Source organism: Kribbella shirazensis, from assembly GCF_011761605.1.
In the GTDB taxonomy this organism is placed as follows: domain Bacteria; phylum Actinomycetota; class Actinomycetes; order Propionibacteriales; family Kribbellaceae; genus Kribbella; species Kribbella shirazensis.
Genome location: NZ_JAASRO010000001.1, coordinates 5,089,716 through 5,104,352 on the forward strand (window position 1 = coordinate 5,089,716; position 14,637 = coordinate 5,104,352).

Here is a 14,637-nt window from a genome sequence, read left to right on the forward strand (position 1 = left end):
GCTAGATCCCCGCGTGGAACGTGCGGTTGATCACGTCGAGTTGCTGGTCCCGGGTGAGCCGGACGAAGTTCACCGCATATCCCGAGACCCGGATCGTCAGCGACGGATAGGCCTCCGGGTGTTCCATCGCGTCGATCAGCGTCTCCCGGTCGAGCACGTTGATGTTCAGATGGAAACCGCCGGCGTCGACGAAGCTGTCCAGCACACCGATCAGGTTGGCGATCTGCTCGTCCCGGGTCCGGCCGAGTCCCGCCGGAGTCACCGACGAGGTCAGCGAGATGCCGTCGCGGGCGGCGTCGTACGGGAGCTTGGCGACACTCAGGGCGGCGGCCAGCATGCCATGGTGGTCGCGGCCGTTCATGGGGTTCGCACCGGGGGCGAACGGTTCGCCAGTACGCCGCCCGTCCGGGGTGTTGCCGGTGCTCCTGCCGTAGACGACGTTCGAGGTGATGGTCAGGACGGACTGGGTCGGCTCGGCGTCGCGGTAGGTCTGCTGCGCCCGCACCTTGGCCATGAAGGTGTCGACCAGCCAGGCCGCGATCTCGTCGGCGCGGTCGTCGTCGTTGCCGAAGGTCGGGAAGTCGCCCTCGCGGGTGTAGTCGACGATGAGACCGCGGTCGTCGCGGATCGGGCGGACGGTCGCGTGCCGGATGGCCGACAGCGAGTCCGCCGCGACCGACAAGCCAGCGATGCCGCAGGCCATCGTGCGGTGGACGGGATAGTCGTGCAGCGCCATCTCCAGCCGCTCGTAGCAGTACTTGTCATGCATGTAGTGGATGACGTTGAGCGCGTCGACGTACGTCTCGGCGAGCCAGCCCATCATGGTGTCGAGGCGGGCCACGACGTCGTCGTAGTCGAGCACGTCGCCGCTGACGGCGGGCGACGCGGGCGCTACCTGATCGCCGGTGAGCTCGTCGCGCCCGCCGTTGATTGCGTAGAGCAACGTTTTGGCGAGGTTGACGCGGGCGCCGAAGAACTGCATCGCCTTGCCGACCGGCATTGCCGACACGCAGCACGCGATCGCGGTGTCGTCGCCGTACCGCGGCCGGAGCAGTTCGTCGTTCTCGTACTGGATCGAGCTGGTGTCGAGGGACACCTGCGCGGCGAAGTCCTTGAACCCGGCCGGCAGGTCGGGGGACCAGAGCACGGTCAGGTTCGGTTCCGGTGCCGGACCGAGGTTGTACAGCGTCTGCAGGTAACGGAACGACGTCCGGGTCACCAGTGGCCGGCCGTCCTCGGCCAGGCCGCCGATGCTCTCGGTCACCCAGGTCGGGTCGCCGGAGAAGAGCGCGTCGTACTGCGGTGTGCGCAGGAACCGGATGATCCGCAGCTTCACGACCAGCTGGTCCACGAGTTCTTGGGCGGCGGACTCGTCGATCAGACCGGCGGCGAGATCGCGCTGCAGGTAGACGTCGAGAAAGGTGGACGTGCGGCCCAGAGACATCGCCGCGCCGTTCTGCTCCTTGGTGGCGGCGAGGTAGGCGAAGTAAAGCCACTGGATCGCCTCCTGCGCGGTCTCGGCCGGCCGGGTCAGGTCGAAGCCGTAGCCCGCGGCCATCTCGACCAGCTCGCGCAGAGCCTTGATCTGCTCGGCCAGCTCTTCCCGGTCGCGGATCACGTCGGCGGTGGAGCGCTGACCGGCCAGCTGGGCGCGGGCTGCCTCGCGGTCCACGATCAGCCGCGCGACGCCGTACAGCGCGACCCGGCGGTAGTCGCCGATGATCCGGCCCCGTCCGTAGGCGTCCGGCAGACCGGTGATCACGGCCGACCGCCGTGCGGCCAGGATCTGCGGAGTGTACGCGTCGAACACGCCGTCGTTGTGCGTCTTGCGGTACTGCGTGAAGATCCTGCGGACCTCGGGGTCGAGCTCGTACCCGTACGCCGTCAGGCCGTCCGCGACCATCCGCAGTCCACCGTTCGGCATGATCGCGCGCTTCAGCGGCCGGTCGGTCTGGAGGCCGACGATCAGCTCGTCGTCGCGATCGATGTACCCCGGTCCGTGGCTGGTGATCGTGGACGGCGTGTGGGTGTCGACATCAAGAACGCCGCGCTCGCGCTCGGCCGGAAAGAGGGCGGAGACCGACCGCCACAGCCGGCGGGTGCGCTCGGTCGGCGACGCGAGGAACGAGCTGCCGCCCCGGTACGGCGTGACGTTGGCGCGGACGAAGTCGGCGACGTCGACCTGCTCCCTCCAGCGGCTCCCGGTGAATCTGCGCCAAGCGGCGGTGCTACTGCGTGGCTGTACATCGATGGTGTCAGTCATGACGTCGCCTGTTCTCGAGTGGTCGTCGTAGGGGTCAGCGGGTGTCGCTGATGTCGGAGTCCGCGGCCACGGCGGCCCGGCCGGCTTCCAGCCGGGCGACCGGGATGCGGAACGGGGAGCAGGAGACGTAGTCCAGACCGGCTGCCGCGAAGAACCCGATCGAATCGGGGTCTCCGCCGTGCTCACCGCAGACCCCGATCACCAGGTCCGGGTTCGCCGCCCGGCCTTCTGCCACGGCCAGCTCGACGAGCCGACCGACGCCGATTCGGTCGATCGACTCGAACGGCGAGACTGCGAACACGCCGGCGTCGAGGTAGCGCGGGAAGAACGACGCCTCGACGTCGTCGCGGCTGAACGCCCAGGTGAGCTGGGTGAGGTCGTTCGTGCCGAACGAGAAGAAGTCGGCGGTCCTGGCGATCGGCCCGGCGTCGAGGGCGGCCCGCGGTACTTCGATCATCGTTCCGATCCGGGCCGCGAGATCGCGGCCGGTCTCAGCCGCAACCTCGGTCAGTACCTGCTCCAGCTCACGCCGTACGAACGTCATCTCCTGCTCGCTCGCGACCAGCGGAACCATGATCTCGGGCCGGACCGTCAGACCCTCCGCCGCCACGAGAGCCGCCGCCTCGGCGATCGCGCGAGTCTGCAGGGCGAACAGGCCGGGAATAACGATGCCCAGCCGGACCCCGCGAAGCCCGAGCATCGGGTTGTTCTCGTGCATCCGACGGACGGCGCCCAGAAGCCGGGTCGTTTCCTTCGCGACCCGGCCGGCCGCCTCGTCGAGGGCGGTGCGGACGGACAACTCGGTCAGGTCCGGCAGGAACTCGTGCAGCGGCGGGTCGATCAGCCGGATGGTGACCGGCTGCCCGTCCATGGCCCGGAAAATACCGGCGAAGTCGTCGCGTTGCAGGGGCAGCAGTCTGTCCAATGCCGCTTGCTGGGCCGCCGGACCCTCGGCCAGGATCAACTGTTCGACCAGCGCGCGCCGCTCACCCAGGAACATGTGTTCGGTGCGGCACAGGCCGATGCCCTCGGCGCCGAAGCGGCGCGCTCTCGCGGCGTCGTCCGGGGTATCGGCGTTGGCGTGTACCTCGAGCGAGCGGCGTTTGTCGGCGTGGCGCAGCACGCGGTCCACGGCATGCACCAGGTCATCGGCTCCTTCCGGTACGGCGCCGCTTTCGAAGTACTCGACCACCGGGGACGGGACGACCGGAACCTCACCGCGGTAGACGAGCCCGGCCAGGCCGTCGAGAGACAGCAGATCGCCTTCCTCGATGACCGTGCCGTCCGATGCCACCGCGCGCCGTGCGAGCGGGTCAACCTGCAGTGTGTCCACTCCACACACGCAGGTCTTACCCATGCCGCGGGCGACAACCGCCGCGTGCGAGGTCTTTCCACCGCGGGTGGTGAGGATGCCGATCGAAGCGACCATGCCGGGCAGGTCGTCGGGATTGGTCTCGCGGCGAACCAGGATCACCCGCTGCCCGGAGCTCGCGAGCCGCTGGGCGGCGACCGAGTCGAAGGCTGCGGCCCCGACGGCCGCACCGGGGGAGGCGGCCACACCGCGAGCGAGAACCGGTACGTCGTGCCCCCGGTCGAAGCGCGGAAACATCAGCTTGCCCAGCTGGCTGCCGTTGACCCGCAGTAGCGCTTCGTCGAGAGTGATCAGGCCTTCGTCGACGAGCTGGGTCGCGATGGTGAACGCGGCCGCGGGCGTCCGTTTGCCGACGCGCGTCTGGAGGATCCACAACCGGCCGCGTTCGATGGTGAACTCGACGTCGCACAGGTCACGGTAGTGACGTTCGAGCGTGCTCATCGCCGACAACAGCCGGGCGTAGCTGTCCGGGTCGATCGATTCCAGTGCGGCCAGTGGGAACGTATTGCGCACCCCGGCCACCACGTCTTCGCCCTGGGCGTCTTGGAGGTAGTCGCCATAGACGCCTACCGCCCCGGAAGCGGGGTCACGGGTGAACGCCACCCCGGTTCCGCTGTCCGCTCCGCGATTGCCGAACACCATGGCCATCACCGTGACTGCGGTACCGAGGTCGTCGGGGATGTGTTCCTGGCGCCGGTACAGCGTGGCTCGGGGGGTCGACCAGGAGCGGAAGACGGCGCGGATCGCGAGGTCGAGCTGTTCGCGCGGGTCCTGCGGGAACGGGCAGCCGGAGTACTCGGCGATGACGCCCTGGAGTGCGCCGCAGGCCCGCTCGATCGCGGCGGCCGGCAGTTCTTCGGGTGTGGTGACGTCCCACTCGGCGTACTGCGGCGCGAGTGCGGCCTGCAGCAGCTCGTCCGGAACCTCGAGCACCGTCCGCGCGTACATCTGCAACAACCGGCGGTAGGAGTCCCACGCGAAGTGGTCGTCGCCGGAGCGCTTCGCCAGGCCGTGCACCGACCGGTCGTTCAGGCCGATGTCGAGAATCGTCTCCATCATCCCGGGCATGGAGAACTTCCCACCGGAGCGGACCGAGACCAGCAGCGGGTCGTCGGGGTCGCCGAGAGTCCGGCCCATCACCCGTTCGAGCCGGCTCAGGTGCTCACCGATCTCGTCGTCGAGCCCAGCCGGGACGTCCCCGGTGGCCAAGTACTCGCGACACGCTGTGGTCGCGATCGTGAAGCCGGGCGGAACCGGCAGTGCCAACCGGGTCATCTCGGCGAGATTCGCGCCCTTGCCTCCCAGCAGGTCCTTGAGCTCTTTGTTGCCCTCGGCAAAGTCAAAGACGTAGCGGTCGTTGTGCGGCATGTCGGTCATGGGCCACCTCCGGTACCACCCTCGCGGGGCGGCTAGAGCTCGGGCAGGGCCGAAAGGCTCTGATCGGCCGAAGCCGTTCGTCCCCTGTTTGGGCGCGCGACGGTCGATGCCGGTCAGCGCACGATGGCGATCGGACAGTGGGCGTGATGCAGGGCCGATTGGCTGACCGAGCCGAGCAGGAGGCCGGTGAATCCGCCGCGGCCGCGGGAGCCGACGACCAGCAGATCGGCTGACTCGGAACGTCGTACGAGCGCCTGTGCGGGTGAGCCGTTGACCAGTTCGGTCGTCCACTGCACGTCGGGGTGGTCGGCAGCAGCGCCGGCCACGGACTCGGCGACCAGTAGGCGTGCGCCGTCCCGCACTTGTTCCTCGTCGAACTCCAGCATCGACGTGGCGTCGGCGTACGTCAGGTACGGCGAGGTCCACGCGTGGAGCGCGATCACCCGTGCGTGCAGGGCATCAGCCTGATCGAACGCGAAGTCGATTGCCCTGGCGGAGGCCTTCGAGCCGTCCACACCCACGACTACGGTGAGGCCGTGGTGGGCGCGCTGCCGAAGCTCGTGGGGGATCACGATCGCCGGGCACTGCACGTGGGTCGTGACCTGCACCGCGACCGATCCGACGAGCAGCCCGCTCCAGCCGCCGAGGCCGCGCGATCCGAGGACGACCAGCCGAGCGTCCGCGGCCGCCTCGATCAGGACCTTCGCAGCCGCGCCGCCTGCCAGGCTGGTCTGGACCGTCAGGTGCGGGTGGTGGAGGCGGATGCCCTCGGCTACGGCCTCGAGCCCTCTCGTACGCACCGTGCGTAGCGTCTCGAGCGGTACGACGTGCCCGGGTGAGGGACGGGTGGCGACGACGAGCTCGAAGGCCTCGACGAGCCGCAGCGGGGCCATCGTGCGGACGGCTTCGGCGGTCGCCCACTGAAGTGCGCGCAGGCTACCGGTCGAACCGTCGTACCCGACGACGATCGGGGCTGGTTGTGTGGTCATGGGAGTCTCCTGGTCGCGGTGCGCTCGCCGAAGCGGATCAGTGTGTAGCTCAGGCACTCGGCGCGGACGTCCCGCGAGGTGGCGGTCAGCAGGACGCGTTCGAGGGCGATCCCGGCCCGCACCTGGTCGGCGCGTTCTCCGCCGTGCGTGACGACGGTTGCCAGCGATCCGATCGGAAGCCACGTCAGGTGGGCGTCTTCGATGGCGGCTGCCCGCTCGAGCAGGTGCCGGACCTCCTGGCCGGGAGGCATCGCCGGGCGGGTGAGGCCGCGCGACAGGATGGCGGTGTACAGCTGCTGTAGTTCATGGTCGGGCAGGCCCGTGGGCTCGACGAGGATCCGGGCGGCGAGAGCGGGCTCGCTCGGATACGGGTAGAGACTGATCCAGCTGTCGTAGCCGAGTGAGGCGGCGGCGCAGCGCAGGTTGAACATGGCCGCACCGGTGGCGATGCGCTGGATCCTCGCGACCGGATCTACCGTGGAACGCGACTCGTCGTCCAGAAAGATGTCGAGGAGGTGGCCGTTGACGTCGAGGCGCCAGAGGCGCGGGACGTGCAGGACCGGTGCTGCAGCGGCAGCGTCGAGCATTACGCCGAGGGTCGCGGAGGTCAGCTGGTCGGTCAGCATCGGCGTCAGCGGCGAGTGCTGGTGGCGGGCGAGCGGCTCGGATACGGACCCGTGGTGTATCGGTTCACCTCGGTGACGGTGCCGTCCGGGTCGCGGATGATGTGGCACAAGCCGTTCCACCGGGCGATCTCGACACCGATTGCGATCATCCGTACCCGGCTGGGACCGGACGCGAACGCGTCCGGGGAGTCGCAGCGCCGGGTGTGCCACTCTCCGTCCTCGTAGTACGTTTCCACATCGGCGTGGAGCGTGACGTCGTCATCGAGCTCGGTGTCGCTGTGCGTTGTCATCGAGGCCGCCTCCTACTGACGGGCCGGCCGGCTAGCCCCAGAATCTGGCCGTGCGAGATCGATCGTGCCTTGATCCATACAGTGCCGCGCCGTCGCAGCCGCGGGGTGGGCCGAAGGTCCCGACCAGGCCGGGACCTCGGTCCTGAGTGCCGCTTCCGTCGTGGAACTTGCCCGGACCGGTCATCTGGCGAGGTAGCCGCCGTCGATGTAGAGCTCGAGGCCGGTGACGAACGAGGCGTCGTCACTGGCCAGGTAGGCGACGCCGGCCGCGATCTCCGCCGGACGGCCGAGGCGGCCCATCGGCGTGAGGTCGGTCATCGTGGTCCAGAACGGCGTGCCGCGGGCTGCGTCCAGGATCGGGGTGTCGATGAACCCGGGATGGATCGAGTTGACCCGGATGCCGTCGGTCGCCCAGTGCAGCGCGGCGTTCTTGGTCAGCGTCCGGACCGCACCCTTCGCTGCGTGGTACGCCGGAGACGTGCCGAATCCGCCGCTGGTACCGAAGATCGAGCTGATGTTGATCACCGAGGCGTGGCTGGAGGCCTTCAGGTACGGCGCGGCGGTACGCATCCCGAGGAACACGCCGGTCTGGTCGACGTCGATGGTGTGCTGCCAGTCCTTGAGCGTCGTCTCCTCGATCGTCGCCAGATCACCCATACCGGCGTTGTTGACCAAGATGTCGAGGCCGCCGAACTGCTCGACGGCCAGCGTGCAGACGGTGTCCCAGTCCGCCTCGCCGGCGACGTCGTGCCGCGCGAAGAGCGCGCGGGCTCCGGAGTCCCGCAGCCCTTCCGCAACGGCTTCACCGGCATCGACCGCGATGTCGGTCAGCAGTACGGCGGCGCCCTCCGCGGCAAGCCGCCACGCGGTGGCCTCTCCGATACCACTCGCCGCGCCAGTCACCAGCGCGACCCTGTCGTCGAGCCTGCCCATGTCGTTCTCCATCCCGAACGGTCTGTGTCCTTCCACCGTCGGTGCACGGAGCGGAGGCGGACAGGGCAGCAAGTCCGCCGTTGGGCGGGACCTTTGTCCAGTCGTGAGGATCACGCCGAGGCGGCGACCGATCCCAGCAAGGACGAACGACCCCGTCGGGTCGGGACTTTCGGCCCTTCGAGCGGGCGAAGAGGCGCGCTGCACTGGAGGTGGCGAGGAGGACCCGTCGAAGTCAAGGTCCCGCGAGCGGGAGACCGCAACGGACACCGAGATCTCGGACCGCGCGAGTGGAGCGGATCCTCCTCGTCATACGTCGGGCTCTCGCGCAGGGGCGAGGGCTCCTTCGGAGGGCGTGTTGAGGGGCGTGCACCTCCGGCCGACGGGTGCCGTGCGGCCGTGACCTCACCGGCCGCACGGCACCACGACGTCTGTCCCACTGCGACGCGAGATCAGGCCGTTCGGCCCTGTGCCGGCTGGTCTCCCCGGGGTTCGGTGGAGTTGTTGATCTTCCTCTGTGGGGGTGAGTCCTGATGACGAATCCGGTGATCCATTTCGAGATCGGCGGTCGCGATCTGGGGCAGATGACGTCGTTCTACAGCGAGCTGTTCGGCCGGCAGCTGCAGCCGGCGGGACCGGAGTACTCGCTGGTGCCGGCCGGGCCGGACGGCGCCGGGCTGTTGCACCAGCGTCCGGAGGCGGGAGCATGACTGCGCGGACGATCGCTGTCGGCGTGGACGGCAGTTGGGCGGACAACGGAGCGGTCGACTGGGCCCTTCACGAGTCGGACCTGAGCGAGGCTCCGACCCGGGTCCTGCACGTGCTCGACGACCGGCCGCGGGTGCGCCCGTACGTCGACTTTCCCGGTGCCCGCGCGGCGGCGAAGCAACTGGTCGCGGACGTCGGTGCCTACCTCGACGAACGCTCCGCGGAACCGCATTCCGGTGCGGTGTTGTCCGGTCCACCGGCGCAGACGCTGGCCGGAGCCACAACCACCGACCGGATGCTCGTGATCGGCAGGCACGGGCGTGGCGTGTTCGGCCGGTTGCTCATCGGCTCCACGGCGGAACGGGTCGCCTACGAGTCCGAGACGGCGGTGGTCGTCGTACCACCGAAGTGGACGCCGGCGCCTCCGGATGCGCCGGTCGTGGTCGGCGTCGACGACCTGGAACGCTGCGGAGCGGCTGTCGACTTCGCAGTCTCGCTCGCCGTGGAACGTGGCGCCCCGATCCGGCTGGTGCACATCTGGGATGTTGCCAAGATGTTCACGGGTGACGAGGCAGTGGACACGGTCGACCTTGCGCGCCTCCACCACACCCAGCACGTCGACATGATCGTCCGCGAGTGCCGCGAGAAATACCCTGGCACTGTGTTCGGCGCGGACCTGAGGCAGGGCCACCCGGTGGCAGGCCTGATCGACGCGGTCTCCGAAGCGGATGCTCAGCTGCTGCTGGTGGGCGGTCGTACTCACGGCCGGATCCTGTCCGCCGTGCTGGGAGGAACCGCCCGCGGCATCCTGCACCACGCGACCTGCCCGGTAGCGATCGTCCATCAGCGGCACGCGCAGCATTGACACGATGGCGGGACTGTTCCTGAGCAGGGTTCGATGGCCCGAGAATCCGATCGCCGGCGAAGCGCGCTCGACGGAGCTGAGCTCGAGCGCTGGGCATCGACGCGCCGCAGCTACCTGGACAACCTCAAGGTCGTTCTGATCGCCGCGATCATCGCGTTGCACGGGGTGCTCGGGTATGCCGGGATCGTCGAGGCCTGGACCTACTCGGAGCTTCGCGAGGTGACGCTCGCGCCGGTCGTCGAGGTCGCCCTGCTCGTCCTGGCGAGTCCGTTCGGATTCTTCCTGATCGCGCTGCTCTTCCTCGTGGCCGGTCTGCTGACGCCGTCCTCCTACGATCGCAAGGACGCGAAGAGGTTTGTCGCCGACCGCCTGCTGCGCCTCGGCGTACCGTTCGTTGTCTACGTCTTCCTGATCCAGCCCACCCTCGTGTACGCGCTCGAGCACCCGCTGGGCGATGCCCCAGGTTCGTACTGGCGGGAGTACCTCGGTGCGGAGCGGCAGATCGACACCGGGCCTTTGTGGTTCGTCGGTGTCTTGCTGCTGTATTCGCTCGGGTACGCCGGGTGGCGCCGCTGGGCCGACCGCGCCGAGCGCTCGGCGCCGCCGACTCGGATGATCACGCTGAAGACGCTGGTGCTGATGGCCGCGGTGGTCGCCCCGACGTCGTTCGCGATCCGGCTCGTCTACCCGTACGGGTCGGAGAGTGGCTTCTCGGACCTCAACCTGTGGGAGTGGCCGGCCTGCCTTGCCGTCTTCGCGCTGGGAATCGCCGGTTCTCGGCGAGGCTGGCTCGAGGCGATCCCGGACGGCCTCGCCCTCCGCTGCCGCCGGCTGACGCTGTTCGCCGTCGTCGCGATGGCCGTGCTTCTTTCGGTCGCAGGTTCGCTGGACGCGGTCGACGATGTTCTCGGTGGCTGGCATTGGCTCGGGGGAGTCTTCGCGGTCGTCGAGGCCATGCTCACGGTCTTCGGCTCGGTGTGGCTGCTGAGCGCGGCACAGCGCCGGTTGAGTCGCTGGTACAGCTGGGGCCCGGCGCTGAGCCGGAGCGCCTACGCGGCCTTCGTGCTGCAGACTGCCGTTCTGCTCGCACTCGCTGTGGCTCTGCGACCGCTCGGCCTGCCGGCCGAGGTCAAGGCGCCTGTCGTTGCCGTCGGCGGTGTCATCGGCTCGTTCGCGGCAGCCCGGTTTCTGATCGCGAAGGTGCCGGGCGTGGCCCGGATCCTCTGACTGCTCGTGCGGTCACGTGACATCTCGGCGGATCGTCAGTGCGGTGCCGAGCGCGGCGAACGCGGCGCCGTACGCGAGCAGCAGCAGGCCGCCCTGCCAGCCGGCGAGGAACTGCACATTCGGCTGGTAGGTGTCGACGAGTCCGCTGAAGGCGCCGCCGGGGAGGTACTTGTAGTAGTCCCGGACCCGGGGCAGTGCCGAGACCAGTCCTTCGACCACGAAGAGGTAGACCAGCGCGCCCACGATCGCGGCGACCTGGTTGCGGAGGAGTGCCCCGACTCCCACGCCCAGCACGGTGTAGACGCCGAGCCCCAGGACGACACCGATCATTGTCCGCGGTATGCCGTTGGCGGTGAGCGAAACGTCGATGTTCCTGGCCGACAGCCACGGCAGCGCCAGGGCGACCGTCGCGAGCACGTTGACGAGCCCGAAGCCGAGGCCCGCGAGCGCATACGCGAACAGCTTCGCCACAACCACTCGGCGGCGCCGCGGCGTGGCGAGAAAGGTCGGTGTCACGGTCTCATGCCGGTACTCGCTGGTCATCGCCACGATGCCCAGGACGACAGCCAAGGCGGAGGAGGCTCCGGCAACGCCGAACAGGTTCCGCTGCCCCTGCGGTGTGCTCAGCGGCGGGTTCGGGTTACCGGCCGATCCGTCCAGGCCAATCGTCACGCTGACGAACAAGGTGGTCAATCCGATCGCGCCGAGCAGCAGCCACATCCAGAGCTTGGTCGAGAACAGCTTGGTGAACTCTGCCTCGAGGAGTCTGGTCATCCGCGGGCACCTCCGATCGTCGAGGCATTGGTGAGCGCGAAGAAGATGTCTTCGAGGTCGCTTCGTTCGGCGGTCAGCTCGTGGAGCTCGATTCCGGCCCGGAACGCGAGGTGACCGATGTCGGCCGGCTGCAGCCCTTTGACCGTCAGGGCGCCGTCCCTGCGCTGGACGTCGGGTGGGGGATCGAGCACTCGGAGAGCTTCTGCGAGCCGATCCGGATCGGGAGTACGAACCACGACGGTGCAGCCCTGCCGGCGTTCCAGGTCCGCGAGACCGCCTTGCTGGATGAGCCTCCCCTTGTCGATGACGACGATGTGGTCGACGGTCTGCTCGACCTCGCTCAGCACATGGCTGGAGATCAGAACCGTGCGGCCGTCCGCGGCGAGCCGGTGGAGGAACGCCCGCAACCAGGCAATTCCCTCGGGATCGAGACCGTTCGCCGGCTCGTCCAGCACGAGGACGCCGGGGTCGCCGAGGAGTGCGGCGGCGAGGCCGAGCCGTTGCCGCATGCCGGTGGAGTACTCCCGCACTTTCCGGTCCGCGACGGTGGTCAGCCCGACCTGATCGAGTACGTCGGCGGCTCTGGCACGTGGGTACCCGTTTACTGCGCAGAGCACGTGTAGGTGATTGCGTGCCGAGCGTGCCGGGTGGAAGGTGGACGCTCCCAGCACGGCGCCGACGGTCGACGACGGATGCGGCAGATCGACGTACGGAAGACCGCCGATCGTGGCGGTGCCCGCCGTTGGGGTGACGAGACCGAGCAGGCAACGCAGCGTGGTGGTCTTGCCGGCACCGTTCGGGCCGAGGAAGCCGCTGATCGTTCCTGGTTCAACGGTGAAACTCAGATCGTCGACCGCTCGTACGGTCCTGAACATCTTGGTCAGACCCGACACGACGATCCGGCCGCTTCCGTCCACCATCCGTGCCTCCTGAGCTGTCAGGCCTCGTCCGTGGTCAGTGCTCTCAGGCACTGCCAGAGGGTCTCCTCGCGATCGGCGATCTCGTGCATCGCCATGGCGACCGGCTCCAGCAGGTCAGCGGGCTTGTCGAGTTCGGCGGCCGAGGCGAAAGTCGCCGCGACGTCTTCCCACAGGTCGCCGATCGCGTTCAGTTCACTGCCGAGGTCGCGAAGACGCTCCTCACCGGTGATGACGGCCGCTTCGTCGAGGAAGCGTGCGTACATGTAGCGGAAGATGCCCCCTCCGGTGCCGCCGCGGGCGTCGATCAGCAGAGCGGTGTTGAAGCAGGCACGGCGCAGCGCGTCGGTGTCGAGGCTGTCGGGCCAGCGCATCGTTTCCTGGATCGCCTTGCGGATCCCGCTGACGCCGAAGTTGGCGATCGGTGGGGTCAGCATGCCTTCGCAGACCTCGGCGATCGCGGCGCGAACGTCGGCCGAGCGGGGCTCACGTGCCCTGCTGAAGTCGAACGTGTACCAGGTGTGCCGCGGCGGGAACGGCCGGTACGTCGAGGCACGCGCCTTCTCCAGCACGTCCCAGTCGACGAGATGGAACTCCTCGTCCCGATCCGAGATCAGGACCTGCCCGGTCGTCGGGTCGTAGCCTGCCACGACGACGACATGACCGCCGAAGTGGTAGCCGGCCGGGAGGTCGAAGTACGGCAGGAAGCCCATGTCGACGTACACGAGCACCGGTTCGCCTGCCACCAGCAACCGCCGAAGTTCGACCTGCGCGACGCGGGCACTCGACGTGGAACGGGACGCGACTGCGACGCCCGTACGCCGCCCTGCTGTCTTCTCCAGGCCTTCCGTCCGAAGGCCGGCGTTGTTCGCGCGGCCGCCGTAGAAGGGATCGGTGCCCTTGAAGTGGAAGTACATGAATCCGAGGCCGGCTCCCAGGCCGAGCAAGAGCTCCTCGCTGATGGGATAGCCGTGGAAGTCGTACACGTGCTTCAGCGAACCTGTCACGCAGTGGTGCGTCGGATAGGTCGCGAATTCCGGGAAGGGCCGCGCGGGCCCGCTGACCGTGCTCACCATCTCAGCGCCTCCTGGTCGTCCGATTCAGCTTGACGCTGCCTCGACCAAGCGCCCAGGGCCCAAGGTCCTGTCGTTCGGCGGTACTTCGGGGCCGTCGCGCCCGCTCGACGGGACTTTGGTCGGTGCCGATGCGGGGTGCCGGTGGACACGCTCGAGATATGAGAATTGGCCAGTGGTTCACGGGCCGTCGAGGGCGACTCGTGTCGGGTGGGGTTCTGGTGGCGTTGATCGCTGCCGTCGTCGGGTTCGTTGCCTGGCGGGGCGACGGGGAGCCGGGTACGCCGGTCGCGCCGGCGCCCACGTCCGAAGGTCCGGCGAGCACGGGCGGACGAGCTCCGCTCACCGGCCTGCCGACCGCCGGGGCGCTGAATCGCCCCGCGATCACCGTGAAGGTTTCGAACACGCCGGATGCGCACCCGCAGCGAGGGATCGGTGAGGCCGACATCGTCTTCGTCGAGCCGATCACGGGCGGGACGACCCGGCTCGCGGCGATCTTCCACTCCAAGCTGCCGGCGCAGGTCGGTCCGGTGCGATCGCTCCGTCCGATGGACGCGGCGTTGATCGGCCCGACGAAGGGCATCATCGCCGACACGATGGCCGATCGCTGGGTCATGGAGTACGTCGATCGGGTCGCCGACCTCGACGATCTCGGCACGCTGCGGGTGCCCGCGGGGACCTATCGCCTCGATGACACCAGACGCGCGCCGAACCATGTGTTCGCCCGCCCCGACAAGCTTCTGGAACTGAGTGACCGGAAGGCGGCGCCGACGCCGTACTTCGCCTACTCGGCCAACCAGGAGCAGTCGACGGCGCAACGCACCGGCGAGCGCGCGTCTTCGGTGACGATCGGGTACGGCGGTGCCGCGACTGCGACGTGGACCTACAACCAGGGATCGCACCGGTGGGCCCGGGCCGAGAAGTGGTCGCAGCACCTGATCGAGAACGGTCCGCAGGTGACGGCGGACAACGTCGTCGTACTGACCGCCAACCGCGACACCAGCTTCCCGAAGGCCAAGCCCACGATGACGATCCTGGACGTCTTCGACGCGTCCGGAACGCTGAGGCTGTTCACCGGCGACAAGGTCGTCGCCGGACGCTGGAGCAAGGGCGCGGTCAACGAGCTGTTCAGGTTCACCACCACCGACGGAGAGCCGCTTCTGCTCACGCCGGGCACCACTTGGGTCGAATGCGCACTCACCAGCATGGCTATCCAGACGAGGTAG

Annotated in this window: 13 protein-coding genes; 4 read left to right on the forward strand and 9 right to left on the reverse strand. The window is 68.7% G+C overall.

Features of this window, described 5'->3' with window-relative positions; translation table 11 throughout:
• Position 1: 1 nt before the first annotated feature.
• From pflB to BJY22_RS24640, 6 genes are all read right to left on the reverse strand, one after another.
• Entirely contained in the window at positions 2 to 2,263 is a 2,262-nt protein-coding gene (pflB, locus tag BJY22_RS24615) for a formate C-acetyltransferase (protein WP_167210618.1), read from the reverse strand.
• Between the two features lie 34 nt (positions 2,264 to 2,297).
• Entirely contained in the window at positions 2,298 to 5,003 is a 2,706-nt protein-coding gene (gene ppdK / locus BJY22_RS24620; RefSeq protein WP_167218618.1) for a pyruvate, phosphate dikinase, read from the reverse strand.
• Between the two features lie 122 nt (positions 5,004 to 5,125).
• On the reverse strand, positions 5,126 to 6,001 hold the full coding sequence (locus BJY22_RS24625) for a universal stress protein (protein WP_167210621.1): 876 nt from the start codon (positions 5,999 to 6,001) through the stop codon (positions 5,126 to 5,128).
• Complete coding sequence (locus BJY22_RS24630; RefSeq protein ID WP_167210623.1) at positions 5,998 to 6,627, reverse strand: hypothetical protein; 630 nt, start codon at positions 6,625 to 6,627, stop codon at positions 5,998 to 6,000. The genes BJY22_RS24625 and BJY22_RS24630 overlap by 4 nt, the downstream gene beginning before the upstream one ends.
• A 5-nt stretch (positions 6,628 to 6,632) precedes the next feature.
• Positions 6,633 to 6,917, reverse strand: coding sequence for a DUF2188 domain-containing protein (locus BJY22_RS24635; protein ID WP_167210626.1), 285 nt, complete (start codon positions 6,915 to 6,917; stop codon positions 6,633 to 6,635).
• 180 nt (positions 6,918 to 7,097) lie between these two features.
• Positions 7,098 to 7,850 (reverse strand): SDR family NAD(P)-dependent oxidoreductase, encoded by a 753-nt coding sequence (locus tag BJY22_RS24640; RefSeq protein ID WP_167210629.1) that lies wholly within the window; start codon positions 7,848 to 7,850, stop codon positions 7,098 to 7,100.
• A 530-nt stretch (positions 7,851 to 8,380) separates the two neighbouring features.
• Between BJY22_RS24640 and BJY22_RS24645 the strand changes: the two genes are divergently transcribed.
• The 3 genes from BJY22_RS24645 to BJY22_RS24655 are packed head-to-tail and all read left to right on the forward strand — an operon-like array spanning position 8,381 to position 10,647.
• Positions 8,381 to 8,557 carry a VOC family protein gene (locus tag BJY22_RS24645; RefSeq protein WP_167210632.1) on the forward strand — a complete coding sequence of 59 codons (177 nt, stop codon included), beginning with the start codon at positions 8,381 to 8,383 and terminating at the stop codon, positions 8,555 to 8,557.
• Entirely contained in the window at positions 8,554 to 9,420 is an 867-nt protein-coding gene (locus BJY22_RS24650; protein ID WP_167210635.1) for a universal stress protein, read from the forward strand. The genes BJY22_RS24645 and BJY22_RS24650 overlap by 4 nt, the downstream gene beginning before the upstream one ends.
• A gap of 33 nt (positions 9,421 to 9,453) precedes the next feature.
• A complete protein-coding gene (locus BJY22_RS24655) occupies positions 9,454 to 10,647 on the forward strand; it encodes an acyltransferase family protein (RefSeq protein WP_167210637.1) in 1,194 nt (397 codons plus the stop codon).
• Positions 10,648 to 10,659: 12 nt separating this feature from the next.
• Here the strand turns inward: BJY22_RS24655 and BJY22_RS24660 are convergent, their stop codons facing one another.
• From BJY22_RS24660 to BJY22_RS24670, 3 genes are read right to left on the reverse strand one after another with little or no spacing between them, the layout of a single operon-like run.
• The gene (locus BJY22_RS24660; RefSeq protein ID WP_167210640.1) at positions 10,660 to 11,421 is read right to left on the reverse strand and encodes an ABC transporter permease; all 762 of its coding nucleotides are present in this window, start codon (positions 11,419 to 11,421) and stop codon (positions 10,660 to 10,662) included.
• Positions 11,418 to 12,341 (reverse strand): ABC transporter ATP-binding protein, encoded by a 924-nt coding sequence (locus tag BJY22_RS24665; RefSeq protein ID WP_167210643.1) that lies wholly within the window; start codon positions 12,339 to 12,341, stop codon positions 11,418 to 11,420. The genes BJY22_RS24660 and BJY22_RS24665 overlap by 4 nt, the downstream gene beginning before the upstream one ends.
• 17 nt (positions 12,342 to 12,358) lie before the next feature.
• A complete protein-coding gene (locus BJY22_RS24670; protein ID WP_167210646.1) occupies positions 12,359 to 13,414 on the reverse strand; it encodes a BtrH N-terminal domain-containing protein in 1,056 nt (351 codons plus the stop codon).
• Positions 13,415 to 13,572: 158 nt separating this feature from the next.
• Between BJY22_RS24670 and BJY22_RS24675 the strand changes: the two genes are divergently transcribed.
• Positions 13,573 to 14,637: a DUF3048 domain-containing protein gene (locus tag BJY22_RS24675; protein ID WP_167210649.1), complete on the forward strand. Its 1,065-nt coding sequence runs from the start codon at positions 13,573 to 13,575 to the stop codon at positions 14,635 to 14,637.

Coding starts and splice junctions, on each gene's coding strand:
- BJY22_RS24670 (WP_167210646.1), bottom strand. CDS start 13,414: ATGGTGAGCACGGTCAGCGGGCCCGCGCGGCCCTTCCCGGAATTCGCG.
- BJY22_RS24650 (WP_167210635.1), top strand. CDS start 8,554: ATGACTGCGCGGACGATCGCTGTCGGCGTGGACGGCAGTTGGGCGGAC.
- ppdK (WP_167218618.1), bottom strand. CDS start 5,003: ATGCCGCACAACGACCGCTACGTCTTTGACTTTGCCGAGGGCAACAAA.
- BJY22_RS24640 (WP_167210629.1), bottom strand. CDS start 7,850: ATGGGCAGGCTCGACGACAGGGTCGCGCTGGTGACTGGCGCGGCGAGT.
- BJY22_RS24655 (WP_167210637.1), top strand. CDS start 9,454: ATGGCCCGAGAATCCGATCGCCGGCGAAGCGCGCTCGACGGAGCTGAG.
- pflB (WP_167210618.1), bottom strand. CDS start 2,263: ATGACTGACACCATCGATGTACAGCCACGCAGTAGCACCGCCGCTTGG.
- BJY22_RS24625 (WP_167210621.1), bottom strand. CDS start 6,001: ATGACCACACAACCAGCCCCGATCGTCGTCGGGTACGACGGTTCGACC.
- BJY22_RS24630 (WP_167210623.1), bottom strand. CDS start 6,627: ATGCTGACCGACCAGCTGACCTCCGCGACCCTCGGCGTAATGCTCGAC.
- BJY22_RS24660 (WP_167210640.1), bottom strand. CDS start 11,421: ATGACCAGACTCCTCGAGGCAGAGTTCACCAAGCTGTTCTCGACCAAG.
- BJY22_RS24675 (WP_167210649.1), top strand. CDS start 13,573: ATGAGAATTGGCCAGTGGTTCACGGGCCGTCGAGGGCGACTCGTGTCG.
- BJY22_RS24635 (WP_167210626.1), bottom strand. CDS start 6,917: ATGACAACGCACAGCGACACCGAGCTCGATGACGACGTCACGCTCCAC.
- BJY22_RS24645 (WP_167210632.1), top strand. CDS start 8,381: ATGACGAATCCGGTGATCCATTTCGAGATCGGCGGTCGCGATCTGGGG.
- BJY22_RS24665 (WP_167210643.1), bottom strand. CDS start 12,341: ATGGTGGACGGAAGCGGCCGGATCGTCGTGTCGGGTCTGACCAAGATG.